The organism is Chryseobacterium sp. FG46, from assembly GCF_057809135.1.
The window spans coordinates 1-23,593 of the sequence record NZ_JBMDJJ010000033.1 but is presented as its reverse complement, the minus strand read 5'-3'; the positions used below and the strand labels follow the sequence as shown (position 1 = coordinate 23,593).

Here is a 23,593-nt window from a genome sequence, read left to right as displayed (position 1 = left end):
AATGGATTATATTTACTATAAATTTATACAAATGAAAATTAAAATTCTGATTCTACTTTTAATAATCCCTCTAATTTATGTGAACGCTCAAAATAAAGTAAATGATTATCTAAATATACCTGGTCCCATTAAACTAAATCAAATGGAATATAATCTCGTATGGAGTTCGCATCCTAATGAAAATTATTTTAAACAGGAATATGTAAGCTCACATGAAAACATCAATAAATACAACAGCATGGTATTGATCGACTTTATAAAAGGTGATTTTAATATCAAGGATGTTGTGGATCAAAAAGTAGCTGAACTGCAAGAAATGAAAAAGACCAACCCAGTCGTCAATTACAAGATTTTTGAAAATAAGGAAGAATATATTTTAGATTTTCTTATCAGTGAAAATTCAAAGGACGGCAAGGAAATACTTATTGCAGAAAGAAATATTTATCGCTATAAAATTATTAGTAATGGAAAGAATAAGGGCGTTCTTCTTTTTGCACTGAGTGAAAGAGGGTATCCGGAAAATATGGATTCTTTCTTTAATAATTTAAAAACCAATACTTCAAAATTAATTGAAACAGTTGGAAATTATAAACTTCCAGATATTGAAATAAAATAATATTCCAATTACTATGAACCCATCACAAAAGTCTGCCTATTTACCATCTAAAATAAACAGCACCTCCCAGCTCTTCTACACCCTATTCTCTCCAGAAACCGCAAAAGCCACGCTACTCATCGTTCACGGCATGCAGGAGCACAGCGGAAGATATGCAGAGATTGCAGCATATTTTGCGGCTCATGAAATTGCTGTATTGACCTATGATCATCTGGGACATGGAAAATCTGTAAAGGAGAAAAAAGACATTGGTTTCTTCCAGCTTGAAAAACCAGATGAAAGGCTTGTAGCCGATGCAAAAATGATGGCGGATCATCTTGCAGAGCAGTTTCCGGAAGTTCCTCATTTTATTATGGGACATTCTATGGGATCTTTTATCACACGTTGTCTTCTTCAAAAGGCAAGCAGTCAATTTTCCGGAGCTATCATTACGGGAACAGGTGGGCCTTTGCCTGGAATAAATCTATTGAGAGCTTATTTATCATTAGCTAATACCATCGCACCTCGTCATCGTACTTTTTTGAATTCTGTTTTCACGAGCGTTAATAACAAACATTTTAAAAAGGATAAAGATTTCAGCGATACCAGCTGGCTGAGTGTCAATACAAAAAACAGAAAAGCCTTTGAAAAGGATGAACTTTGTGGAATTCCGTTCACCCATAATGCTTTTTATACTTTATTTACCGTTTATAAAAAGGCTACCGCAAGAGACTGGGCATCTTCAATTTCAAAATCATTTCCTTTTTTATTCGTAAGCGGACAGAATGATCCGATTGGTGATTTTGGAAAAGGCGTGATGCATACTGTCAACAACTTAAAATCTGACGGTTTTCAAAATGTAGACGTAAAGATCTATCCGGAAATGCGTCATGAGATTTTGAATGAGGAAATACGGGAACAGGTACTGGATGAAATCTATCACTGGATTTCAAAATAGGAAAAGACTCCCGCTGATCATGTAGATTATGCAGATTTATAAATTAAGAAATCAGCATCAAAAAGATTTATCTTGATACCATTAAGAAAATAAAAAAATTTTCCCCTTCTCAAAAAGACAAACTTTCAAACTGATAAAAACAGGAAAGTATTTTAATCAAAAATCCGTAACTTTGCCAACTACTAAAAATTTTATGGAAAGCATTAAAGTTCACGACAAAACTTTCGTTCCTTATTTAAAGGATGCCGAAATTCAGGAAATTGTAAAAGAGACAGCGTTAAGAATTTATGAAGATTACAAGGATGAAGTTCCTGTTTTCATTGGGGTGTTAAATGGGGTGGTGATGTTCTTCTCAGATCTTTTAAAATATTACCCGGGGGAATGCGAAATTGCCTTCATTCAAATGAGTTCTTATGTAGGAACTGAGTCTACGGGGATCGTTTATCAGAAAATGGAGCTTACAAAAGACGTAAAAGACCGCCATATTATCATTGTTGAGGATATCGTAGACACAGGAAATACGGTTGAAAGTCTTTTCAAATATTTCAAAGAAACACAACGTCCCAAATCTGTAAAACTGGCTAGTTTCCTATTAAAACCGGAGATTTACAAGAAAGATTTCAAACTGGATTACATCGGAAAAGAAATCCCAAACAAATTTGTACTTGGATACGGACTGGATTATGATGAATTGGGAAGAAACCTTCCAAATTTATATCAGCTGGAAGACGGACAAATCAACCATTAAACGCTGTTGGCTAATAGCTGATAGCTTTTAGCTTAAAAATTATAATAAAGAAATAAATTTAATATTAACTTAAAAAAGCTGAAAGCAAAATAGCAAACCGCCAAAAGCCAGGAGCCGGAAGCAAAATGCCAATTGCTGGAAGCGTATCAACATTATGATAAACATTGTTCTGTTCGGCCCTCCAGGAAGTGGAAAAGGAACACAAGCTCAAAATCTAATCGAGAAATTCAATTTAAAACAGGTTTCAACAGGTGATCTTTTCAGATACAACATGAAAAATGACACTGAACTTGGAAAACTGGCGAAGTCATACATCGATAAGGGAGAATTGGTTCCGGATCAGGTAACAACAGATATGCTGATCGACGAGATCAAAAAACCTACTGATACCAACGGTTTTATTTTTGACGGATATCCAAGAACAACTGCTCAGACAGAAGCATTGGAGACTATCGTTAAAGAAGTACTGAATGACGAGATTGACATCTGTCTTTCATTGGTAGTAGAGGACAAAATTTTGGTTGAAAGACTTCTGAAAAGAGGTGAGACCAGCGGAAGATCAGACGACAGCAATGTAGAGATCATCGAAAACAGAATTAAAGAATATTATACCAAGACAGCAGAAGTTGCCGAGCTTTATAAGCAGCAGGGTAAATATGTAGAGGTAAACGGTGTTGGAGAAATTGATGAGATTTCCCAAAAACTTTTCGCTGAGGTAGAGAAAATTAAATAATCGGGATATGGCAAGGGATAAGAAGTTTCATCTCTGCAACCCGCAACACAAACTATATGTCTAACTTTGTAGATTACGTAAAGATCCATTGTAAAAGCGGACACGGAGGTGCTGGTTCTGCCCACCTTCGCCGTGAAAAGTATATTCCTAAAGGTGGTCCTGACGGTGGCGACGGAGGTCGCGGCGGACACGTCATCATGAGAGGAAATGCTAATGAATGGACTTTGCTTCCACTCCGATATACCCGTCACATAAAAGCAGAACGAGGTGAAAACGGAGCGAAAAACCAGCTGACAGGAGCTGACGGTTCTGATATTTATATCGATGTTCCCATTGGGACTATCGCTAAAAATGAAGAAGGTGAAATTATCGGAGAAATCCTTGAGGATAAACAGGAAATCATTTTGATGCAAGGAGGAAAAGGAGGAAAAGGAAACGAGCATTTTAAATCCTCTACCAATCAAACTCCAAGATATGCTCAACCCGGAATGGATGGTGAAGAAGGATATGTTGTCTTCGAGCTTAAAATTTTGGCCGATGTAGGACTTGTTGGATTTCCAAATGCTGGAAAATCTACACTCTTGGCTTCTGTTTCTGCAGCAAAACCAAAAATTGCCAATTACGCTTTTACCACTTTAACTCCTAATCTTGGGATTGTAGATTACAGAAATTACAAATCATTTGTGATGGCCGATATCCCGGGAATCATTGAGGGAGCAGCAGAAGGAAAAGGTTTAGGACACAGATTCCTGAGACATATTGAAAGAAACTCTATCCTTTTATTCTTAATTCCGGCCGATTCTGAAAACCATTTCCAGGAGTTTAAAATTCTTGAAAATGAACTGAAGGAGTACAACCCGGAACTTTTGGATAAAGATTTCATTGTTTCCGTTTCAAAATCTGATCTTCTGGATGATGAACTAAAAAAAGAAATTGCAGCAGAGTTCCCGGAAAACAAACAGCCTCTATTTTTCTCAGGGGTTACCGGAGAAGGTCTTATGGAGCTGAAAGATGCTATCTGGAAACAATTGCACGGATAGAAGTACATTGATTTATCAGTTTTATTTTGAAAATAGAACTGCAGCATAAAAAACAGCCTCAGATTTCCTCTGAGGCTGTTTTCTTTATAAAATTTCCCGTAAATTTTTAAACCATTAAGAAAAGATTTAAAAATAAAGCATCGTTAAGATGAATCATTCTGATCTCTTAAGCATAAAGCAGAGCTTATCTTCATATTCTTAACACTTGATACAATCTTAAAGGTTAAGCAGATTTACTATTTTATGTTTAACATCGAAACAAAGAAAATTTTATCTTTTGGAACAATTATTGGGAGACTCTTTCAAATTTAAAAAGACTATGAAATATTTCCTCGCCATTTGCGCATTTGTATTTTTGACATCCTGTACAACTTCTCAAAAAGTAAATTCAAAATATACTGCAATTGAATATGAGGCAACTCCGTGTTTTGGATTCTGCCCTGTTTTTAAAATAACAATCAACCCGGACAGAACTGCAATTTTTGAAGCAGAACATTTTAATTTTAATGATAAGCCTTCCAAAGATGAGTTCTCCAAACCACGTGAAGGAACTTTTAAAGGAGTCATTAAAGAAGAAGATTATAATAAATTAATCAGTTTACTTGATGGCTTAAATGTAAAAAGTTTGAATAACAAATACGGTGAACACAATATTACCGATCTTCCAACCGCCTATTTAAGAGTACAATTCGCTGACGGAACTTCAAAAAATGTGGAAGATTACGGAAAGCGTGGAAGTGAAAAGCTTTCGGAACTGTATCAGTTTTTTGAAAATTTACGAAAAAACCAGCAATGGACTAAAGTGAAATAATTTCATTTACTATGATCTTTTGATCCAGATAAGATTTTTACAATAAAACAATTGGCTGCTTGTATATGGGTGGCCATTGATATTTTACAGCCATAAAATAAGCTTTATAAAGATGCAAATGAGCAGAATAAAAATCTTAATTTTTTTTAAACTACCTTTGCAGAATGTAATTCTTTCAGACTGAAGGAATTTTTATTTAAATTTTAAAATAATTCATTTGAATTTTACAGACTTAAACTTAATAGAACCTATTGCAAAAGCAATCCAGGAGCAGGGATACACCACACCTACGCCTATTCAGGAAAGATCTATACCTGATATTCTGGAAGGCAGAGACTTTTTAGGTTGTGCGCAGACAGGAACAGGGAAGACAGCCGCTTTTTCCATCCCCATCCTACAGAATTTATCCAAAAATAAAATTCCCAACAAACATATTAAAGCATTAATCCTTACGCCAACCAGAGAACTGGCTATTCAGATTGAGGAAAACATTAATGCGTATGGTAAATATCTTCCATTAAAACAACTTGTTATCTTCGGAGGAGTAAAGCAAGGAAACCAGGAGGCAGCTTTGAGAAAAGGTATTGATATTCTGGTAGCAACACCGGGAAGACTTCTGGACTTTATTGCACAGGGCATCATCAGCCTGAAAAATCTTGAGATTTTTGTTCTTGATGAAGCAGACAGAATGCTGGACATGGGATTCGTACATGATGTAAAAAGAATCATTAAACTTTTACCTCAGAGAAGACAGACTTTATTCTTTTCCGCAACAATGCCGGCTGAAATTCAGAAACTGGCTAATTCTATCCTGAATAATCCGATAAAAGTAGAGGTAACTCCGGTTTCTTCTACGGCAGATACCATCAAACAATCTGTATATTTCGTAGAAAAGGATAATAAACTGAATTTACTTTCTCATATTCTGCAAAATGACATTGCAGATTCTGTATTGGTTTTTTCAAGAACGAAGCACGGTGCAGATAAGATTTCCAGAAAACTTCAGAAGGATAATATCTCTGCGGAAGCAATTCACGGTAACAAATCTCAAAATGCGAGACAAAATGCATTGAATAATTTTAAATCCGGAAAAACAAGGGTTCTTGTCGCCACAGATATCGCTGCCAGAGGAATTGATATTGATGAATTGAAGTTCGTGATCAATTTTGAGCTTTCCGATGTTTCTGAAACGTATGTACACAGAATCGGAAGAACCGGAAGAGCCGGAGCCGAAGGTAATTCTATATCTTTTGTAGACGGACTTGATCTTTTGAATTTAAAGAATACAGAGAAACTGATTGGAAAGAAAATCCCTGTAATCAAAGATCATCCGTTCCATACTGATGATCTTGTTGCCCAGAAAAGGGATTCAAATAACAAACCTGTGCATGCAGGTGGTGAGAAACCTAAAACAGGCAACAGTAACAGCTCAAGGCCGAATAACAACCGTAAAAAGCCTTCTGCGGGAGCTTCGGTAGGGTTTAAAAAACCTAAGAACAAGAATTTCACAAGAAAGAAATAAAATAAAAAAGGTCGTCTCACAACTTGTGAAAACGGCCTTTTTTATGATCGTTGATTATTATTCTGTTTTTTGTTTTGTATAGCAATAACCGATAATACAAAAAGGTAAACAAGCTGCCAGATAAGTGGTAGAAAAAAAATTATTCTGGTAAGAAAACCCTAAAGTGAAATACTGTTCACCTACAAAACTTAACATCACAAAAAAAAGAATATAAGCTGAAAAGTAAAATACTGTTTCTATTTTCTTAACATAAAAGGAAAGTATGGCCGACAGCATAATAAAAAACAGCATAACAAATTTATTGCTTTGTCCCTGAAGATTAAGAGGATTATATTGCAGCACATGCTCAATATTTTTGGCAGGCAGCAGAACAGATGCCAATAAGATTGCTACCGTCAATAAAAAGCTTACCCCAAATTTTATTTTATTTTTCCAGTAGGTTTTAATAAAAGGATTTAATAAAAAAATAATCAAAGGAATGATCACTGCGCTTCTTGTAAGACATAGAATTCCAATACATATTCCCAACAGAAAAGGTCTTTTAAAATAATTATCTTTAAACTTTCTGCTCCAAAAAAGAATAAAGGCTGCAACTGCAATAAAGGAAGAGATAAAATCACTCTTACAGACCACTTCATAAATATAAGCCAGGGAAATACCTAACATTCCTATCGCAAGAAATCTATGAAAATTGCCTTTAAATTCTACCAAAATAACATAGGAAAACAGTAAGAAGGCAGCAACCTGAAGGTAGCCGACATTCCCTAAAAAATAAAAAACACTTGACAAAAGCAGTTGCCCGGGGAGATAAGAGGATAAATTTCCCATGAAATTTGGAGTATCATAGATATATTCTCCTTTTGTCCAATGCTCCACAGAAAATTCTAAAGTTGCCCATCTGTCAATATTCATTTTGTAGGGATCTTTTATCACATGGCACAAAGCAATGTAAACAAGAGTTATAAAAACGATAAGAAGATATACAGATTTTTCGGTCCATAATTTTTTCAACCAGGACCATTTTCCTAAAGAGAATAATAATAAATTGCCCCCTGAAAAAAGAATAACTAAAATAGTAAGAGGAACAAAAGACTGCCTGATTCCATATTTTGTCAGAAATAAAAGATTAATGATGAAATACACAGCAAACAGCAATATGCCATTAAATCGATTGCTCTTTGTAAAATTTAACAGGGCATTCATTGATTAAATTATGGTATTTGAAAAATGTTTTTAGCATTTTCTGTTGTAATACGGTCTATCTCAGAAAAGTCTTTCCCATAGATATCCACCAGTTTTCCGGCAACCAGATCAAGATAAGAGCTTTCATTTCTTTTCCCTCTGTGAGGAACCGGAGCCAGATATGGAGAATCTGTTTCCAGAACAATTTTATCCAATGGAACTTCGTTCAGAAACTGATCTATTTTTCCATTTTTAAAAGTCACTACTCCACCGATTCCTAAGATAAAATTAAGATCAATGGCATGTTTTGCCTGTTCCAGATTTCCAGAAAAGCAATGAAAGATCCCTCTAAGTTTCGGATGTTTTTTTCTTTCCAGGACCTCAAATGTTTCATTAAAACTTTCTCTGGTATGGATGACAATCGGAAGGTCTTTTTCTATCGCCCAGTCAATCTGCTGTTCAAAGGCTTTCACCTGAATATCAAGTGTTGTTTTATCCCAATAAAGATCAATTCCAATCTCTCCAATGGCCGGAAAATGTCTCTGGCCAAGATAATTTTTTACGATTTCAAGTTCTTTTTCCCACGATTCAGGTTTTACATAACAAGGATGTAATCCCATCATTGAAAAAATCTGTCCCGGATACTCTGTTTCCAGCTGCAGCATTTTCTCATGGGATTCAGAATCGATAGCAGGAAGATAAAATTCTGTAATCCCTTTATCTAAAGCTCTCTGAATGGCTTCTTTTCTGTCTTCATCAAATTCTTCTGCGTATAGATGTGTATGTGTATCAATCATTTTATTTAAAATTTCAACAGATCTTCATAAGGGTTTTCAAGTCCCAGCAATAGTCCGAAAGCCGGCTCTGTTTTTATTCCCTGCTTTTTAAGTTCTATTATTTTTTGTTTAAATTTTTCTCCTTTTTCCTGTAATATTTTGTATTCGGCAATCATATGAAGATAGGCGTTCTGCTGTGTTGTGGGCTTATTCTGTCCGAAAATTTCGATGGAGAATCCATCCAGCATAAAATTTAACGTAATACATTTTTCACCGTTTATAATAGCATACTCCACCTCTACATCATAAGGAATAAATTTGCTCCACATTAAATCATCCAGAAAGTCTTCTTCAAATTGTAAATCCACTTCAAAAATAAGATCCAGATCACTGCCTTCAATATCAATTTCAATAGGAATAGTTCCTGCTAAAATTGGAGAATAATCCTTCAATTTATCGAAAACACGATATTTTGTAAGAATTTCGTACGCTTTTTTCTGTCTTTCATTTCCATCTTTCAGATAGTCAATTCTGGTGAAATCAGGCATTTAAAATATTTTATGTTTTACCTTCCTGCGCTGTACTTCAATTCTCTGGTCCAGTTTTTCTCTGAACTCAATAAACTTAGGATCTTTCTTATCGCTTGTCTTGTGTTCAAGAGCCTTGATGATCTTAAAATTTTCTTTGATAAAGTTCTGGGTTTCTTCTGAAAAATAAGACTTCCCGAATTTCTCAAATATATAATTAACCGCCTGCGTACTAGGATGAATCATATCTTCTTTATAAAAACGGTAATCCCTGAGGTCATCCATTAAAATTTCGTAAACTGGCAGATAATGACAGTCTTCGAACATGGAAATAGATTCATGGATAGCTGTAATTAATTTGGACTTGCTTAGCTGGTTTTCCACCATTCCGTCTTTTGTATGCCTTACGGGTGAAACGGTAAACAGAATTTGCACTCCTTCTTTACAAATATCTTTAAGATCCAGAATTGTATGGTAAATTGAACTTGTCAGCTCCTGATGAGAAAGTAATCTTTTCTCAAAAAACTTCTGCGGAATTTTGTGACAGTTGGCCACCAGCTTTTTCTTGGGAAGAAATTCATAGATAAATGAAGATCCGTAGGTGATAATGATCCAGTCAGCTTCCTGAAGAAAGGCATTTCCCGCTTCAATAGCACCGTTAATCTTGTCCAGGGTCTGATGAATATATCGGGTATCAAAACTGGTGTGATGATCCAGAGAAATATATTCTTCATTGTAAGTAATCAGCTCCTCTTCTTCATAAAATGCAGAATCATGTAATCTGTTGATGGCATTATTGATGGAAAAAGGATTAAAAATAGTCCCAAAGGGGTTGTTAAGAGTCTGAAGTTGTCCGTCCTGCAGTAGATCTGTCATTTCAGAGGCAAAGCATGATCCTATTGAAAATATTTTATTTTCAATCTCAATCTTCTTTTCTGATACGGGAATATCAACTTCGGTTCTGAATTTCATTGTATAGGGATTAGGTTGCAGGTAAAAGGTTGCAGGTAAATTGCTGTTACCTGCGAACTACCCTCTGTTACCTATATTAACTTTCTCTTCTCAACAAATAATTAGCCAGTTCAATGAAAGGTTTTTTCTTTTCTTCCGGAACATCTATTTTCTGAAGGTAACTTTGTCCTATTTCATTATGTTTTTCAATCAGACGTAAAGCTTTTTCATCTACTTTTGTTCTTCTGAAAATCTTTTCTACGCCATATACCTTATCAACATTTTCAGTCTTCTTAGAATACCAGTAATCCAGTTCTTTTCTTTCTTCATCGGTAGCATGTTCTCTTGCTAACAGATACAGAACCGTTTTTTTGTTCTCATAAATATCTCCGGCATGCTTTTTTCCAAACTGTGCCTGATCTCCGAATACATCAAGATAATCATCCATAATCTGGAAGGCAATTCCGATATGCTTTCCGAAATTAAAAATAGCTTTCGCATCTTTAAAATCAGCTCTTGCAATCAAAGCTCCGATTTCAAATGAAGAAGCACTCAAAACTCCGGTTTTATAGGTAATCATTCTGATATAATCATCAAAAGTAACGTCTTTCTGAGTTTCAAAGTTGATATCATACTGCTGTCCTTCACATAACAGAAGTCCTGTGTGGGTAAATATTCTGATACATGCTTTGAAAATTTCAGGTTCAAGATCTTCAAAAAACTTATAGGCTTTCAGCATCAGCCCGTCTCCGGAAAGAATACCTACGTTAAGGCCATGTAAAGTATGAATGGTAGGCTTGTTTCTTCTCAAAGGAGCTTCATCCATAATATCATCATGAATCAGGGTGAAGTTATGGAAAAACTCGATAGCCAATGCCGGTTTGATGGCCTGTTTAAGATCTCCACCGAACATCTCACATGCCATAAGCACCATAATGGGACGAAGACGTTTTCCACCATGGGAAATAATATAATTCATCGGCTCATAGAGCTCCGAAGGTTTATCTTTAAAAGTATATTTAGTGATGGCATCTGCAACAATCTGCTGGTATCTGTCTAAAAATTCCATAAAATCTTATAATTTGAACAAAAATACGATTTTTCAAGGCTTTATAAAACAAAAAACTTTGCCCAAACGGACAAAGTTTATATAATTATATGATTTGTTTTTTAGAAAACGAAAGTTACCACAAGATAGGTAATTCCCGCTACTATTGCAGAGATCGGAATGGTAAGAACCCAAGCCCAAAGTAAGCTTACAGTGATTCCCCATCTTACCGCTGAAATTCTTTTTGTTAATCCTACCCCGATGATAGAACCAGTAATCGTATGGGTTGTAGATACAGGAATACCAAAGTGGTCTGTGATGAACAAAGTAATAGCACCTGCAGTTTCTGCACTTACTCCTTCTAATGAAGTTACTTTAGTAATCTTGGTACCCATGGTTTTGATGATCTTCCAACCACCGCTCATGGTTCCTAAACCGATAGCAAGGAATGATACCAAAGGAACCCAAAGATAATGTTCAGCAAAATAATCAAAACGTCCTGCAGCAGGAATATTCAGATAAACCGGGTCATGCAGCATTTCAACATGATAATAGATAAGTGCCGCACCAATGATCCCCATTACTTTCTGAGCATCATTCAAACCGTGTCCCAAGCTGAATAAAGCTGATGAAGCCAACTGTAATCTTTTGAAAGACTGGTCTGCTTTGTGTGGGTTTGATCTTTTATAAAGGTGTACAATAATCAGGGTAATAATGATCGAGATAATCATCCCTATAATCGGTGCCATAAAAATGAACAGGAAGATAGGAATTACTTTATCAAACTTCACTACACTTTGGTGGGTAACCTGATTGAAAGCTTCTTTAACAGTACCCCACATTCCAAGATCTGGCTGTGTTGTCACCACATCATGATAATCCATCATGAAAGCATGCATAAGAGCTGCTCCCAGGAAACCTCCAATCAGCGTATGTGATGATGATGAAGGGATTCCGAACCACCACGTCAGGAGGTTCCAGGCAATAGCTGCCACAAGACCGGAAAATATAACTTCAAGGGTGATAAAATTCTCGTTAACTGTTTTGGCAATTGTGTTACCAATTTTGAATTCTCCAATAATATAAGCAGCAATAAAGAAAGCTGCAAAGTTCCAAAGCGCCGCCCAAAGTACAGCCTGGAATGGAGTTAAAACTTTTGTAGAAACTATAGTTGCAATTGAGTTGGCTGCATCATGGAAACCATTGATATAATCGAAGATCAGTGCCAGCGCAATAATAACTATAAGTAAAATCGGAAATTCCATTTTTGCTATGTATTAGGCGTATTTAATCATGATGTTCTCAATGGTATTGGCAACATCTTCTGCTTTGTCTGTTACAATTTCAAGGTAGTTTAATACGGATGAAACTTTAATAATGTTGATAGCATCATTGGTTTCAAATAATTCTACCATTGAGTTGGAAAGCAAATCGTCAGCAATATTCTCAATAGAGTTCACCTTAATACAAGCTTCTTTCACCTGTTCCATATTTTTAAACCCTTTAAGGTTTTTCATAGCATTCTGAATTTCAAGACATGCTTTGTGGATCAATAAAGAGAAGTCTGAATAAGCCTTCATCTCAGGTGATTTGTAAAGGAAAATATATTTTGTGGATGCGTAGATATAATCAGCGATATCATCAAGCCCGGTTGCCAGTGTGTGGATATCCTCACGGTCAAAAGGTGTAATGAAGTTTTTCCCTAATTCTACGAAAATTTCGTGAGTGAGTTCATCATTCTTGTGTTCGAAGTCGCTCATTTTCTTCAACATTGAATCGTCATTAAGATCGAAATCCTTGATTCCTGTGTTGAATTCTTCTGACATTGCAACGAGATTTTCAGTTACTTTTTCGAAAAGTACAAAGAAGATTTTATCTTTTGGTTGAAAAGCGTGGAAAATATTACCAATTCCCATTTTTTAGTATTTATAATTCGTGTGCAAATTTCTTAAAAAAGGATTGTACGTGAAACTATATGACATTAAGTTTTGTTAACATTCGCTTAACTACTGATTATCAAATAAAAAAACCGGCATTAATGCCGGTTTTGTATGGTATAGGAAGAGATTAGTTTGCTACTTCAGCTCTCATATCTTTTCCTTTGAACTTCATAGATTGAATATTGCTCAATACATTGTCTTTGAAAGATTTTTCAACTTCGAAGAAAGAGAATTTCTCTAAGATTTCGATATCACCGATTTCAGCTCTCTTTTTGGTTTTTCCGCCGGCAGTTGCCTTATTGATAATATCTAAAACATCAAGCTTTTTCAAATGGTCTTTCTTACCAAGGTTGAAGAAGAATCTTACCATGTTTTCATCTCTTCTTCTTGGTTTTGCTCCACGATCTCTGTCTCTTCCACGATCTCCTCTATCTCTGTCACGACCTCTGTCTCTGTCTCTTTCACGGCCACGGTCTCTTCTGGAGTAATCGTCATCTCTGCTGCTAAATTTCTGCTCAACAAGGTCATGCTTGTCTTTGTAGTATAAAGCAAGATCTCTCAACTGGAACTGTAGAAGCTGGTGTACCAGTTCTTCTTTTGTAAAGTTGCTCAGATCCGGGATTAAGCTGTCATCAAATTCGAAAAGATCTTCGTGCTCCGTCAATAATTTTTCGAATACACCACCTACCTGAGCTTTGATAATATCATCACCAGTAGGAATGAATTTCTCGTTGATTTCAATTTTTGTTGCAGATTTGATCTGTTTCAGTTTTCTGCTTTCTTCAGGCTTGATTAAAGCCATGGAAATACCATCTTTCCCAGCTCTACCTGTTCTTCCGCTTCTGTGAACGAATACTTCAGGATCATCCGGTAAAGAGAAGTGAATAACGTGAGTTAAAGAGTTCACATCCAATCCTCTTGCTGCTACGTCTGTTGCTACAAGAATATCGATGTTTTTCAATCTGAATTTCTTCATTACCGTATCTCTCTGCGCCTGAGAAAGATCACCGTGAAGAGCATCAGCTGCATATCCGTTCTGCATTAAGAAATCAGCAACCTCCTGAGTTTCCATTCTCGTTCTGCAGAAGATAATGGAGTACTGGTTAGGATTCGCATCAATAAGTCTCTTCAATGCTTCTTTTTTCTGACGGTATCCTACAACATAGTATTCGTGAGTAATGTTCTTCTTCACTTCGTTGATAGAACCTACTGAAATACGATGTGGTTTTGTAAGATAATTCTTGGAAATTCTTTCCACCTCTTTATTCATCGTTGCAGAGAATAAGAAAGTTTGTTTCGTTTCCGGAGTTTCGCTTAGAATGGTTTCCAATTCATCCTTGAATCCCATAGAAAGCATTTCATCAGCTTCGTCTAATACCAACCAATGAATCGCAGAAAAGTCTAGTGCTTTTCTGTTGATAAGATCAATTACTCTTCCCGGAGTTCCCACAATGATTTGTGGTTTATCCTTCAAAGATCTCATCTGCTCTACAATACTACTTCCACCATAAACCGCAGTTGTCTTGATGTCTTTCATATACTTAGAGTAGTTCTTTATGTCCTTCGAAATCTGAAGACATAATTCCCGTGTCGGACAAAGCACCAATAATTGGATTTTGCGACTCGTATCGTCAATCATATCCAAAATCGGAAGCGAAAACGCTGCTGTTTTGCCTGTCCCTGTCTGCGCAAGTGCGATCAAGTCGCGAATATCTGAAAGAATAAAAGGGATAGTCTGTTTTTGGATTTCTGTTGGGCTTTCGTAGCCCAGTTCGCCAATCGCCTTAAGGATATCAGGACTTAAATTGGTTTCCGTAAATAAATTCATTAACTATTTTAAAATTTTTGCAAAGATACAATAAATATTTGATTTGTTTTTGAATAAAGTTTTAAATATACAATCTTAAATTCACAATCCTGTAATATTTTTTTAATTTTTGGAAAATTAAACCCAAAAAAACAAGCCTCAGATTAGAAAATTGTTAAACATTATTTTTTTTTATTAAATTCGATTGATTTTTTCTGTACTATTTATGAATTTTCAAAAATAAAGCCATGAAAAGCAAATTTTTCTTTTTGACACCTTCCTGCCTAATCATTTAAATACTTGTCCATACATGCCATTATGCGTCCGTATGAAATCTGGGAAATTCTATTGAGTAGAAAAAACAGAATAATATTTCTATGAATACTTTTTGTACATTTGGTTTTGAGGTTTCGGGGATTTGAAGTTTTGGTCCGGGATCGGGAAGCAGTTTCGAATCTCATTTAATAACAAAAAAACACTTAACACAATATGTCTGCAAGTATTTCTTCCAAAACTTTTGATTTTTTACAAAAGTTAAATAAAAATAATAACCGCGAATGGTTTAATGAAAATAAAAACCTGTACACAGAATCTCAGCAAAATGTAGTTTTATTTTTAGATGAACTCATCAAAGAAATGTCTGGTTTTGATGAAGAGCTTGCTAAAATTGACAGTAAAAAAGCCCTTTTCAGAATTTACAGAGACACCCGTTTTTCTAAGGATAAATCTCCTTATAAAACCAATTTCGGAGCTTCTCTTGGAATGGGAAAAGGAAATCAGAAAGGAGGTTATTACCTTCACCTGGAACCTGGAAAATCCTTTTTAGCCGGAGGAATCTACATGCCGGAATCTTCCGTACTGAAAGAAGTTCGTAAAGAAATTTCTTTGTATGGAGACGATTTTCTGAAAATTCTCAATAATAAAGATTTCAAAAAACATTTTCCGGAGCTTGATCAGGAAGACAAACTGAAGAAAATACCTCAGGGTTTTGAGAAAGAGGATCCCATGGGAGAATATCTCAAACTTAAAAACTTTATTGTGGTATATTCTCTGAAAGATGAGGAAGTACTGGACAAAAATGCGGTAAAAAACATGACCAAAGTTTTCAAACTGATGAAGCCTTTCAATGATTTCCTGAATACACCTTTTCTTTAAACAGTTTTATTTTTTTTAATCACAGATCACTCATTTTTTAACAGAATATCGGGTGCATTCTTGTTGGGTTGTATTATTTTAGAATATTTTAACTGAGATATTCAGGGTATGCAGATATCTCTGGGACAAATCAAAAATATATTAAAATTCAACAGGTTACCAAAGTAATTTTAAAAACCAATCCTGAAAATCAAGCCATTACAATTAACATTTTTTAAGAAAAGTTTTACATTTTTACGTATCTTTGCTGTTCGCCAAAAAGCCAAAGATGTCTTTATACCAAAAAATTGCAGAGAAACTACAATACATAAGCCCGAATTTCTACAAAAAAAGATATTTTAAAGCTTTAAATAATCTTAATAAAAATAACTTTTCGGAACGTAATGTAGAACCGGAATTGGTATGGATTAAAGAATATCTTCCTAAAAATGCTGTGATACTGGATATTGGTGCCAATGTGGGAACTTTCCTTTATCAGCTGGAAAACACCTTGAAGCATGAGCATATTTATGGTTTTGAACCTAATAAAAAGCTTTACAGAAGACTAAAAAGACTTTTTTCGAACATGCACATTTTCCCTTTGGCTCTTTCTGACGAAAACAGAATTGCAGAGTTCAAAGTACCCATTATTAATGGAAAAACCATTGCTTCCCGCGGCACTTTAAATACTTCTTACAAAGAAAAAGGAGAAGAGAAAAGCTATACGGAACAAGTAAAAGTTATCAAGCTTGATGAATGGGCTGCACTGGAAAATTTCAGCAGACTTGATTTTATCAAAATAGACGTTGAAGGAAACGAAATAAAAACATTGTCCGGGGCGAGAGAAACCATCAGACAATTCAAGCCGACTTTAATGGTCGAAATGGAGCAAAGACACCACCAAACTCCTATATGGAATGAAATATCCGAAGTGATGAGCTGGGGATACGATGCCAAATATCTGAACAGAAACAGCTTTACGCTGGAAAATCTTACAGAAGATATCATAACACAAAATACAAACGACGAAAAAAATAAGACTCAGTACATCAACAATATTATTTTTATACCTAAAAACATTTAAAACAACTTATGAGTGTAGTAGCGAGACAAGGCTTCAAATATTCCATTATCGGTTATATTGGTTTTTTGCTGGGCACGGTTTCCGCAATATTCATATTTCCGAATGATTTTGAATTTTACGGAAAGCTGCGCTACAGTATGCAAACTGCTGAAATGCTCGTTCCTTTTGTTGTTTTTGGTATTTCTTATGCGAATGTAAAATTTTTTAATGCTTTGCAGAAAGAAGGAAAAAATCAGAATATGCTTTCACTCTCTCTTGTGACGGTCCTGATCAATTTTCTCATTTTTGTTACTGTATTTTTTATCCTCCCCTATTTTTATCCCAAATTTGTACATTCAGAAGCGTGGAAAATTAAAAAAATTATTTTACCCTTGATTTTAATTTTATCACTCTGCGCTATTTTCAATAAATACACCTCAAATTATAAAAGAATTGTTGTTTCGAATATCTTTGACAATCTTTTTCCTAAAATAGCAAATCTGGGAGCTTTCTGTCTTTTCTTCTATTTTTCTTTGTCTCAAAATATCGCACTGGCTTTTTTCTTCGGAATATTTGCGCTCATGCTTTTCGGGTATATATATTATACCAATAAACTGGAAAAAATAAAGTTCGACATCAGCACAGATTATTTCAGGAAAAATCATTTTTGGAAAGAATTCCTGAACTACAGTTTTTTTGGATTTCTGGGGACGTTTGGAAACTATCTGGCAATCAACAGCTTTATGATTGGAGAATTTATGGGAATGGAAGAAAACGGAATCTATTCTGTTCTCTATGCTTTGATCTCTCTGATCTCTATCCCCCAATTGGGACTATTCAACATTTCAGCTCCTATTATCAGTAAAAATCTGGCAGACGGAGATATGGTAGAACTGGACAGATTCCATAAGAAAACTTCTTTAACACTGTATTTCCTTGGTGCTGTTTTATTCTCATGTATTATGGTAGGATTCCCTTATCTGACACAGTTCATGCCAAAGAACGGGACCATGCTCAGAGAGTATGAGCCGGTAGTATGGATCTGGGGCTCTGCTGTATTGATCGACCTTGCTACGGGATTTAATGGAAATATTATTTCGCTCTCAAAATATTACAGATTCAATATTCTGGTGATGCTTTTGCTGGCAGGATTAACGATCGGACTGAATTACTATTTTATCAAAAATACATCTCTGAAACTGATCGGAATTGCTCTGTCTACAGCAATTTCCCTTACCATTTACAATGTGGTGAAAATTGTTTTCAATTATATTGTGTTTAAGGTTTCGCCTTTGAGTATTGAAATGATTTTTGTCTCCATTATCTGTACTTTAGCTATTACCGTGTCTATTGTTCTTCCCAATTTCAACAGCAACCTGCTTAATCTTGTTTACAAACCTGCAGTTGTTTTGATACTGATCTATATCGGAAATTACTTCACCAAGATTTTCCCGGTTGAAGATTATCTGAATATGAGGTTTATCAAGAGTGTATTTAAGATAAAATAAGAGAATAATCCAGACTTTTTAGATCAAAGATGTTAGAAACTGTTCCAGCCTTTTCTGAACTTCTTTCCTGCTGTATGTTGTCAAAAAATCAAATGAAGTCTCTGAAACAGTTCTTAATTGTTCAAGAACATTTTCTTTTTCAGCAATAATAAAGTCCAGTTTTGAAGGATAATTTCCTGGAAAAACCGCCAATTTTCCGTAGGCGATGGCATCGCCCAGATTTCCTGTCATTTTAGTCAGTCCATAAATTTCTTTCATGCCGAAAAACTCTGTTTCCTGCTGAATCGGGCACCATAAAACATCTGCTTTCTGCATCCATTTTTCAAAATCTTCGGAGGACACTCTTTCTGAAAAATAGGTAATTTTAATGTTTTCGGGTAATTTTCCGGACAGATTTTCAAGTTGTTTTAACTCGTGTCCGCCTGCTTTTCCAAGGAAAACAAATTTGCAGGGCTGATCCGTACTGAGTTTCTGAATAGTTTTAAAAATATGGGCGTAATCTCTTCTTTTCTGTGAGACCCCACCAGGAATCACCACCACAAGCTCTTCATTTTTTGCTTTATCAAAATCTCTTGTATAAAACAGCGGCAAATACTGATATCTCCCTGAAACCAATGCTTCATCCAGCACGAAAAGAGTTCTTGACGTCTTATAAACTTTGGTTTTGTAAAATAACCCTTCCTTCAGCCATAGTTTTAACCTGAAAATAACATCTCCTTTGAAAACACTTTTCATCAGATCCAGCTTTGAGGCTTTTATGAAATTAAGATTATGGGTAATGACTGCGGTATTATACTTTTTTGTTACTGCCAAAAATGTATTAAAATAACGATGAACAGTTCCTATTACCACAAGGTCATATCCTTTCCCGTTTAACTGATCCAGAATCATGGAACTGTCTGATAAGAAAACAGCTTCGTCACGATGGTTGATCTGATCTTTTATCCTTTTTGAAAAATAATAGTCTACGGCAAAATCCTTACAACCCTCCATAATATCCATGAAAGCCTGAGCAATTTCTGCATGAGTGTCTATTTCTATGTAAGCTATTTTTTTCACAGGTTAACGGGAGTTATATCTTAAGTTTTGGCTAAAGCCAATGGATTTTTATTTTTTTAATTAAACGGGCTAAAGCCCGTTTCTACTGATGAACATTTACAATGTATAAAATAATTTATCTTTTACATCTTAAGCCATTTCTTTTTCAGCATTCTCCAACGCTGATCATTAACGGCTTTTTGTTCTTCTTTTGTAATTTTCAATTCTAATTTCTTTGATCTGCAGCTTTCATAAGACCTGATGATATCAAAGAAAAATGAAGCAGACTTACTTTTCATAGCTTCTTTTGAGGAGGCGATATATGCCAGAAACCTGTTCAGTCCTAAGAAATAAAAATATCTTCCGTAATAATCTGCAGGACGTATCGTATAATCAGCTCCTTTTAATTTAATCAGCTTTACATGGAGCTCAGGAAGTACAACTTCTTTCCATCCCAGATTTTCCAACAGTATAGAGTCAATATTATCCCAGCCCAAAGTTTCCCTTAAACCGCCAATCTGAATAAAACATTCTTTACGGTAAGCCTTCATAGGACCTCTTACGTGATGTTTATTAGAATTTCCTTCATACACCCAGTTTCCGTCTTTTTCTATATACAGAAGACCTCCTACAAGGCCATATTCGGGATGAGTGATAAAAGCTGTTTCTACTGCAGTGAGGTAGTTTTCCGGAAGAATGATATCGGCATCAAATTTACAGATAATGTCAAATTCATTTATCGTTTGAGTATTGAGTCCGTTGTTAAAAGCATGAACTACTTTAGAACCTGGCTGATGTTCAGATTTCTGAAGGTTGATTGTTTCAAAACGGGAATCAGTTTCTGTGTATTTCCTGATCACCTCAGTTGTTCTGTCTGTAGAACCGTCATTCACTACCACTACTTTAAAATCTTTGCTGTTTTGCTGTTGCAGAGAATTAAGAGTAAATGGGAGGTTGTCTTCTTCGTTATGAGCAGGAATGATAATTAAAAACCTCACGAATTATAGTATAAATGATGAATAATAAATGATCAATGATGAGAAGCTTTTGAGGGCATCAATTATCATTGATCATTTATCGTTGATGATTTTATTTGTTATGCGGTTTCAGCATGTTCTTCGGATCAAGAATTTCATCCAGTTTTTCCTGAGAAAGAATTCCTTTCTCCAGAACAAGGTTGTAAACGCTTTTACCGGTTTCTAATGCTTCTTTTGCAATTTGTGTAGACTGTTTGTATCCGATATAAGGGTTTAATGCGGTTACAATACCGATGCTGTGTTTTACCATATTCAGGCAGACTTCTTTATTGGCAGTAATTCCAACCACACATTTGTCACGAAGCGTATCTAAAGCATTGCAAAGGAAGTTGATATTTTCCATAATGGCATGAGAAAGTACCGGTTCCATTACATTCAGCTGCAGCTGTCCTGCTTCTGCGGCAAAAGTTACGGTAAGGTCATTACCGATTACTTTGAAACAAACCTGGTTGACCACTTCCGGAATTACAGGATTTACTTTCCCAGGCATGATAGAAGATCCTGGCTGCATTGGCGGAAGGTTGATTTCAAAAAGACCTGCTCTTGGACCTGATGAAAGCAATCTTAAATCATTACAGATTTTAGACAGCTTTACTGCAAGACGCTTTGTTGCTGAAGAGTAGATCACATAAGACCCTGTATCAGGAGTAGCTTCTACTAAATCCGGTGCTGAAACAATCGGAAATCCTGTAATCTGAGCTAAGTTTTTAGCACAAAGGGTAGCATATCCTACCGGAGCATTTAATCCTGTTCCGATTGCTGTAGCTCCCATATTTACTTCCACAAATAGGCTGGCATTGTTATTAAGCTTGGAGATATCTTCTTCCAAAGTGGCTGCGTAGGCTTCAAACTCCTGTCCTAAAGTCATCGGAACGGCATCCTGAAGCTGTGTACGTCCCATTTTGATCACATCCTGGAATTCCTGTCCTTTTGCACGGAAAGCAGTGATAATTCTTTCCAGTTTTTCCACCAATCCGATGTTCATCTGAAGCAGTCCCATTTTGATTGCCGTAGGATAAGCATCATTCGTAGATTGAGAGAGATTGATATGATCATTAGGTGAACAGAACTCGTATTCTCCTTTATTTTTTCCTAATTTTTCCAACACGATATTGGCGATCACTTCATTCGCATTCATGTTGATGGAAGTTCCAGCGCCTCCCTGAATCATATCTACCGGAAACTGCTCATGATATTTCCCTTCTACAATTTCATCACATGCTTCTGCTATTTTAAAATACAGATTTTCGTCTAAAAGCCCTAATTCATAATTGGTTTTTGCCGCTGCTTTTTTTACAAACGCCAATCCTTTTATGAAATCCGGATATGAAGACAAAAGCTGTCCTGAAATTTTAAAATTGTCGATAGCTCTTTGTGTCTGAACCCCATAATAAGCGTCTAAAGGCACATTCAGTTCGCCTAATAGATCACTTTCTTTTCTGAAATTTTCCATTACAGATATTTTACTGTTTTTGATCGTTTAAAGATAGCAAAAACGCATCTAACCGATGCGTTTTAATTTGAATTATTTTACAGTATATTTTTGATTTAAAGCCTGGAGTATTGCCCATGTTTCAGCATCCATGATTCCGTCATAATTCTGTGGACGGAAGTGGTACTGGAAAGCTTCAATTGTTTTCTTGGTAGCATCGTCCCATTGTCCGCTAAGATCAAGTGCATATCCGAATTTCTGTAATGAAGTCTGAATAAGGAAAATAAAGCTGGAATCATTATATCTGGCTGCCAGGTCTGCCTGTGCAGGTTCAAGATACGTCTGTTTGGCAGCTTCATCATACCACATTCCAACCTGATATTCGTCATAGAGCTTTTTCCATGGGAACATCGGTCCAGGATCCTGCTTTCTTGTAGGGGCAATATCTGAATGGCCCAATACGTTTGTTGGCTGGATCTGATACCTTGTTACAATATCTTTAACCAATGCAGCCACTTTTTTTACCTGCTCATCACTAAAAGGGGCAAAAATTCTTTTACCGGTACTATCTGTAGTATAGCCAGTATTTACAATTTCAATACCGATAGAATTATCGTTAAGATTTTTATCATTTCTCCACGCACTTACGCCTGCATGATATGCCCGTTTGTTTTCATCCACCAATTGATAAATCTCATTATCTCCGGTATTATTTACAAGATAATGGGCACTTACTGCCTGTTGGGTCAGAACAGTAACTGATTTATCATCTGCAAGAGCGGTATAATGTAATATCAGATAACGCTGTCTGAAATTCTGGGCCACTGCAGGAAAAAAAGTTTTCACCACTTTATATCCGCCTGGTTTTGCAGATACGATAGAACCATAACTTGCCGTATTATCATTTTTGGTTGGATCTGCTATATTGGTCGTAAAAAAATCCACTCCATGATCAGATACAACTTTGGGTTTTTGAGCAACCGGAGGTTTTGTCTGAACAGCTGGTTTCGCCTGTGTTGTTGGGGTTTTCGGTTTGTAAGTATTATTTTTCACATTTTGCCTGGAAGTACATGAAAAAACAAATGTGCTTAATCCGATGATATATAATGTTTTACGCATCAGTTTGGTTTTTGGATGATTTATTAGTTCAAAAATACACAAAATTTTCTTGAATTTTATTTGGTAAATAAAGAAATCTGTTCTATATTTGCACTCGCAATAACGGAACAACGATCATTAAAAAATAAACAAAAAAGGAGGGTTGCCGGAGTGGTTAACGGAGCAGTTTGCTAAACTGTCGACGCGAAAGTGTCGCAAGGGTTCGAATCCCTTACCCTCCGCTCTTCTTATATATTCGGGGCGTAGCGTAGTCCGGTCATCGCGCCTGGTTTGGGACCAGGAGGTCGCAGGTTCGAATCCTGCCGCCCCGACTTTTTTAATGTGCTTATTTACTAAGCGGGAATCAACTTTTAAGGGTGCGTAGCTCAGCTGGATAGAGCATCTGCCTTCTAAGCAGACGGTCAAAGGTTCGAATCCTTTCGCGCTCACAAAAACCTCACAATTCTTATTGTGAGGTTTTTTGTTTATTTTAGTTTCATGTACTTCTGTTATATACTTTATTCCGAAACTTTGGATAAATTCTATCTTGTACATTCTTCAGAGTCCCGGATCAAGCGCAAAAGTTGGGAGCTAAGCAAAAAGTTTGGATAATCTGAATAGAAAGAAAGTTTTGTCTTTTACTCC

22 protein-coding genes and 3 tRNA genes are annotated in these 23,593 nt (G+C 35.8%); 13 read left to right on the top strand and 12 right to left on the bottom strand.

The features are described 5' to 3' along the window. Nucleotide 1: 1 nt before the first annotated feature. From ACODR7_RS18880 to ACODR7_RS18850, 7 genes are all read left to right on the top strand, one after another. The gene (locus ACODR7_RS18880; protein ID WP_488841484.1) at nt 2-616 is read left to right on the top strand and encodes a hypothetical protein; all 615 of its coding nucleotides are present in this window, start codon (nt 2-4) and stop codon (nt 614-616) included. Between the two features lie 13 nt (nt 617-629). Beyond that, on the top strand, nt 630-1,553 hold the full coding sequence (locus tag ACODR7_RS18875) for an alpha/beta fold hydrolase (protein ID WP_488841483.1): 924 nt from the start codon (nt 630-632) through the stop codon (nt 1,551-1,553). Nucleotides 1,554-1,746: 193 nt separating this feature from the next. Continuing rightward, nucleotides 1,747-2,301, top strand: a complete 555-nt coding sequence (locus ACODR7_RS18870) for a phosphoribosyltransferase (RefSeq protein WP_076596749.1) — start codon at nt 1,747-1,749, stop codon at nt 2,299-2,301. Nucleotides 2,302-2,455: 154 nt separating this feature from the next. Beyond that, nucleotides 2,456-3,034 (top strand): adenylate kinase, encoded by a 579-nt coding sequence (locus ACODR7_RS18865; RefSeq protein WP_034697446.1) that lies wholly within the window; start codon nt 2,456-2,458, stop codon nt 3,032-3,034. Between the two features lie 56 nt (nt 3,035-3,090). Beyond that, nucleotides 3,091-4,074 carry a GTPase ObgE gene (gene obgE / locus ACODR7_RS18860; RefSeq protein ID WP_076596748.1) on the top strand — a complete coding sequence of 328 codons (984 nt, stop codon included), beginning with the start codon at nt 3,091-3,093 and terminating at the stop codon, nt 4,072-4,074. A gap of 319 nt (nt 4,075-4,393) precedes the next feature. Beyond that, nucleotides 4,394-4,885, top strand: coding sequence for a DUF6438 domain-containing protein (locus ACODR7_RS18855; RefSeq protein WP_488841481.1), 492 nt, complete (start codon nt 4,394-4,396; stop codon nt 4,883-4,885). A 217-nt stretch (nt 4,886-5,102) separates the two neighbouring features. Continuing rightward, complete coding sequence (locus ACODR7_RS18850; RefSeq protein ID WP_488841479.1) at nt 5,103-6,407, top strand: DEAD/DEAH box helicase; 1,305 nt, start codon at nt 5,103-5,105, stop codon at nt 6,405-6,407. Between the two features lie 57 nt (nt 6,408-6,464). Here the strand turns inward: ACODR7_RS18850 and ACODR7_RS18845 are convergent, their stop codons facing one another. From ACODR7_RS18845 to ACODR7_RS18810, 8 genes are all read right to left on the bottom strand, one after another. Then, a complete protein-coding gene (locus ACODR7_RS18845) occupies nt 6,465-7,610 on the bottom strand; it encodes a hypothetical protein (protein ID WP_488841477.1) in 1,146 nt (381 codons plus the stop codon). Between the two features lie 8 nt (nt 7,611-7,618). After that, complete coding sequence (locus tag ACODR7_RS18840; protein WP_488841475.1) at nt 7,619-8,386, bottom strand: TatD family hydrolase; 768 nt, start codon at nt 8,384-8,386, stop codon at nt 7,619-7,621. 5 nt (nt 8,387-8,391) lie between these two features. Next, nucleotides 8,392-8,913, bottom strand: a complete 522-nt coding sequence (locus ACODR7_RS18835) for a DUF4269 domain-containing protein (RefSeq protein WP_488841473.1) — start codon at nt 8,911-8,913, stop codon at nt 8,392-8,394. Then, nucleotides 8,914-9,864: a GSCFA domain-containing protein gene (locus tag ACODR7_RS18830; RefSeq protein WP_488841471.1), complete on the bottom strand. Its 951-nt coding sequence runs from the start codon at nt 9,862-9,864 to the stop codon at nt 8,914-8,916. A 76-nt stretch (nt 9,865-9,940) separates the two neighbouring features. Then, nucleotides 9,941-10,912: a polyprenyl synthetase family protein gene (locus ACODR7_RS18825; protein WP_309432567.1), complete on the bottom strand. Its 972-nt coding sequence runs from the start codon at nt 10,910-10,912 to the stop codon at nt 9,941-9,943. Nucleotides 10,913-11,013: 101 nt separating this feature from the next. After that, nucleotides 11,014-12,156: an inorganic phosphate transporter gene (locus ACODR7_RS18820; protein ID WP_488841469.1), complete on the bottom strand. Its 1,143-nt coding sequence runs from the start codon at nt 12,154-12,156 to the stop codon at nt 11,014-11,016. A 12-nt stretch (nt 12,157-12,168) separates the two neighbouring features. Further along, nucleotides 12,169-12,807, bottom strand: coding sequence for a DUF47 domain-containing protein (locus ACODR7_RS18815; protein WP_027374906.1), 639 nt, complete (start codon nt 12,805-12,807; stop codon nt 12,169-12,171). A gap of 151 nt (nt 12,808-12,958) precedes the next feature. After that, nucleotides 12,959-14,659, bottom strand: coding sequence for a DEAD/DEAH box helicase (locus ACODR7_RS18810; protein ID WP_136522270.1), 1,701 nt, complete (start codon nt 14,657-14,659; stop codon nt 12,959-12,961). A 468-nt stretch (nt 14,660-15,127) separates the two neighbouring features. Between ACODR7_RS18810 and ACODR7_RS18805 the strand changes: the two genes are divergently transcribed. From ACODR7_RS18805 to ACODR7_RS18795, 3 genes are all read left to right on the top strand, one after another. After that, nucleotides 15,128-15,793 (top strand): DUF2461 domain-containing protein, encoded by a 666-nt coding sequence (locus tag ACODR7_RS18805; protein WP_488841466.1) that lies wholly within the window; start codon nt 15,128-15,130, stop codon nt 15,791-15,793. Nucleotides 15,794-16,061: 268 nt separating this feature from the next. Continuing rightward, nucleotides 16,062-16,856, top strand: a complete 795-nt coding sequence (locus ACODR7_RS18800) for an FkbM family methyltransferase (RefSeq protein WP_488841464.1) — start codon at nt 16,062-16,064, stop codon at nt 16,854-16,856. Nucleotides 16,857-16,864: 8 nt separating this feature from the next. Beyond that, nucleotides 16,865-18,343: a lipopolysaccharide biosynthesis protein gene (locus ACODR7_RS18795; protein ID WP_488841462.1), complete on the top strand. Its 1,479-nt coding sequence runs from the start codon at nt 16,865-16,867 to the stop codon at nt 18,341-18,343. Between the two features lie 18 nt (nt 18,344-18,361). Here the strand turns inward: ACODR7_RS18795 and ACODR7_RS18790 are convergent, their stop codons facing one another. The 4 genes from ACODR7_RS18790 to ACODR7_RS18775 form a co-directional block, all read right to left on the bottom strand. Continuing rightward, nucleotides 18,362-19,402 (bottom strand): hypothetical protein, encoded by a 1,041-nt coding sequence (locus ACODR7_RS18790; RefSeq protein WP_488841460.1) that lies wholly within the window; start codon nt 19,400-19,402, stop codon nt 18,362-18,364. Nucleotides 19,403-19,524: 122 nt separating this feature from the next. After that, on the bottom strand, nt 19,525-20,379 hold the full coding sequence (locus ACODR7_RS18785; protein ID WP_488841458.1) for a glycosyltransferase family 2 protein: 855 nt from the start codon (nt 20,377-20,379) through the stop codon (nt 19,525-19,527). A 91-nt stretch (nt 20,380-20,470) separates the two neighbouring features. After that, nucleotides 20,471-21,871: an aspartate ammonia-lyase gene (gene aspA / locus ACODR7_RS18780; RefSeq protein ID WP_488841456.1), complete on the bottom strand. Its 1,401-nt coding sequence runs from the start codon at nt 21,869-21,871 to the stop codon at nt 20,471-20,473. A gap of 72 nt (nt 21,872-21,943) precedes the next feature. After that, the gene (locus ACODR7_RS18775; protein WP_488841454.1) at nt 21,944-22,969 is read right to left on the bottom strand and encodes an N-acetylmuramoyl-L-alanine amidase; all 1,026 of its coding nucleotides are present in this window, start codon (nt 22,967-22,969) and stop codon (nt 21,944-21,946) included. A gap of 136 nt (nt 22,970-23,105) precedes the next feature. On the opposite strand from ACODR7_RS18775, the gene ACODR7_RS18770 reads away from it, so the two are divergent. From ACODR7_RS18770 to ACODR7_RS18760, 3 genes are all read left to right on the top strand, one after another. After that, nucleotides 23,106-23,190: transfer RNA gene (locus ACODR7_RS18770), tRNA-Ser, on the top strand. 15 nt (nt 23,191-23,205) lie between these two features. Next, nucleotides 23,206-23,280, top strand: a tRNA-Pro gene (locus tag ACODR7_RS18765). Between the two features lie 43 nt (nt 23,281-23,323). Beyond that, nucleotides 23,324-23,397: transfer RNA gene (locus tag ACODR7_RS18760), tRNA-Arg, on the top strand. Nucleotides 23,398-23,593 lie beyond the last annotated feature (196 nt).

Coding starts and splice junctions, on each gene's coding strand:
- ACODR7_RS18880 (WP_488841484.1), top strand. CDS start 2: ATGGATTATATTTACTATAAATTTATACAAATGAAAATTAAAATTCTG.
- ACODR7_RS18875 (WP_488841483.1), top strand. CDS start 630: ATGAACCCATCACAAAAGTCTGCCTATTTACCATCTAAAATAAACAGC.
- ACODR7_RS18870 (WP_076596749.1), top strand. CDS start 1,747: ATGGAAAGCATTAAAGTTCACGACAAAACTTTCGTTCCTTATTTAAAG.
- ACODR7_RS18865 (WP_034697446.1), top strand. CDS start 2,456: ATGATAAACATTGTTCTGTTCGGCCCTCCAGGAAGTGGAAAAGGAACA.
- obgE (WP_076596748.1), top strand. CDS start 3,091: ATGTCTAACTTTGTAGATTACGTAAAGATCCATTGTAAAAGCGGACAC.
- ACODR7_RS18855 (WP_488841481.1), top strand. CDS start 4,394: ATGAAATATTTCCTCGCCATTTGCGCATTTGTATTTTTGACATCCTGT.
- ACODR7_RS18845 (WP_488841477.1), bottom strand. CDS start 7,610: ATGAATGCCCTGTTAAATTTTACAAAGAGCAATCGATTTAATGGCATA.
- ACODR7_RS18840 (WP_488841475.1), bottom strand. CDS start 8,386: ATGATTGATACACATACACATCTATACGCAGAAGAATTTGATGAAGAC.
- ACODR7_RS18835 (WP_488841473.1), bottom strand. CDS start 8,913: ATGCCTGATTTCACCAGAATTGACTATCTGAAAGATGGAAATGAAAGA.
- ACODR7_RS18830 (WP_488841471.1), bottom strand. CDS start 9,864: ATGAAATTCAGAACCGAAGTTGATATTCCCGTATCAGAAAAGAAGATT.
- ACODR7_RS18825 (WP_309432567.1), bottom strand. CDS start 10,912: ATGGAATTTTTAGACAGATACCAGCAGATTGTTGCAGATGCCATCACT.
- ACODR7_RS18820 (WP_488841469.1), bottom strand. CDS start 12,156: ATGGAATTTCCGATTTTACTTATAGTTATTATTGCGCTGGCACTGATC.
- ACODR7_RS18815 (WP_027374906.1), bottom strand. CDS start 12,807: ATGGGAATTGGTAATATTTTCCACGCTTTTCAACCAAAAGATAAAATC.
- ACODR7_RS18810 (WP_136522270.1), bottom strand. CDS start 14,659: ATGAATTTATTTACGGAAACCAATTTAAGTCCTGATATCCTTAAGGCG.
- ACODR7_RS18805 (WP_488841466.1), top strand. CDS start 15,128: ATGTCTGCAAGTATTTCTTCCAAAACTTTTGATTTTTTACAAAAGTTA.
- ACODR7_RS18800 (WP_488841464.1), top strand. CDS start 16,062: ATGTCTTTATACCAAAAAATTGCAGAGAAACTACAATACATAAGCCCG.
- ACODR7_RS18795 (WP_488841462.1), top strand. CDS start 16,865: ATGAGTGTAGTAGCGAGACAAGGCTTCAAATATTCCATTATCGGTTAT.
- aspA (WP_488841456.1), bottom strand. CDS start 21,871: ATGGAAAATTTCAGAAAAGAAAGTGATCTATTAGGCGAACTGAATGTG.
- ACODR7_RS18775 (WP_488841454.1), bottom strand. CDS start 22,969: ATGCGTAAAACATTATATATCATCGGATTAAGCACATTTGTTTTTTCA.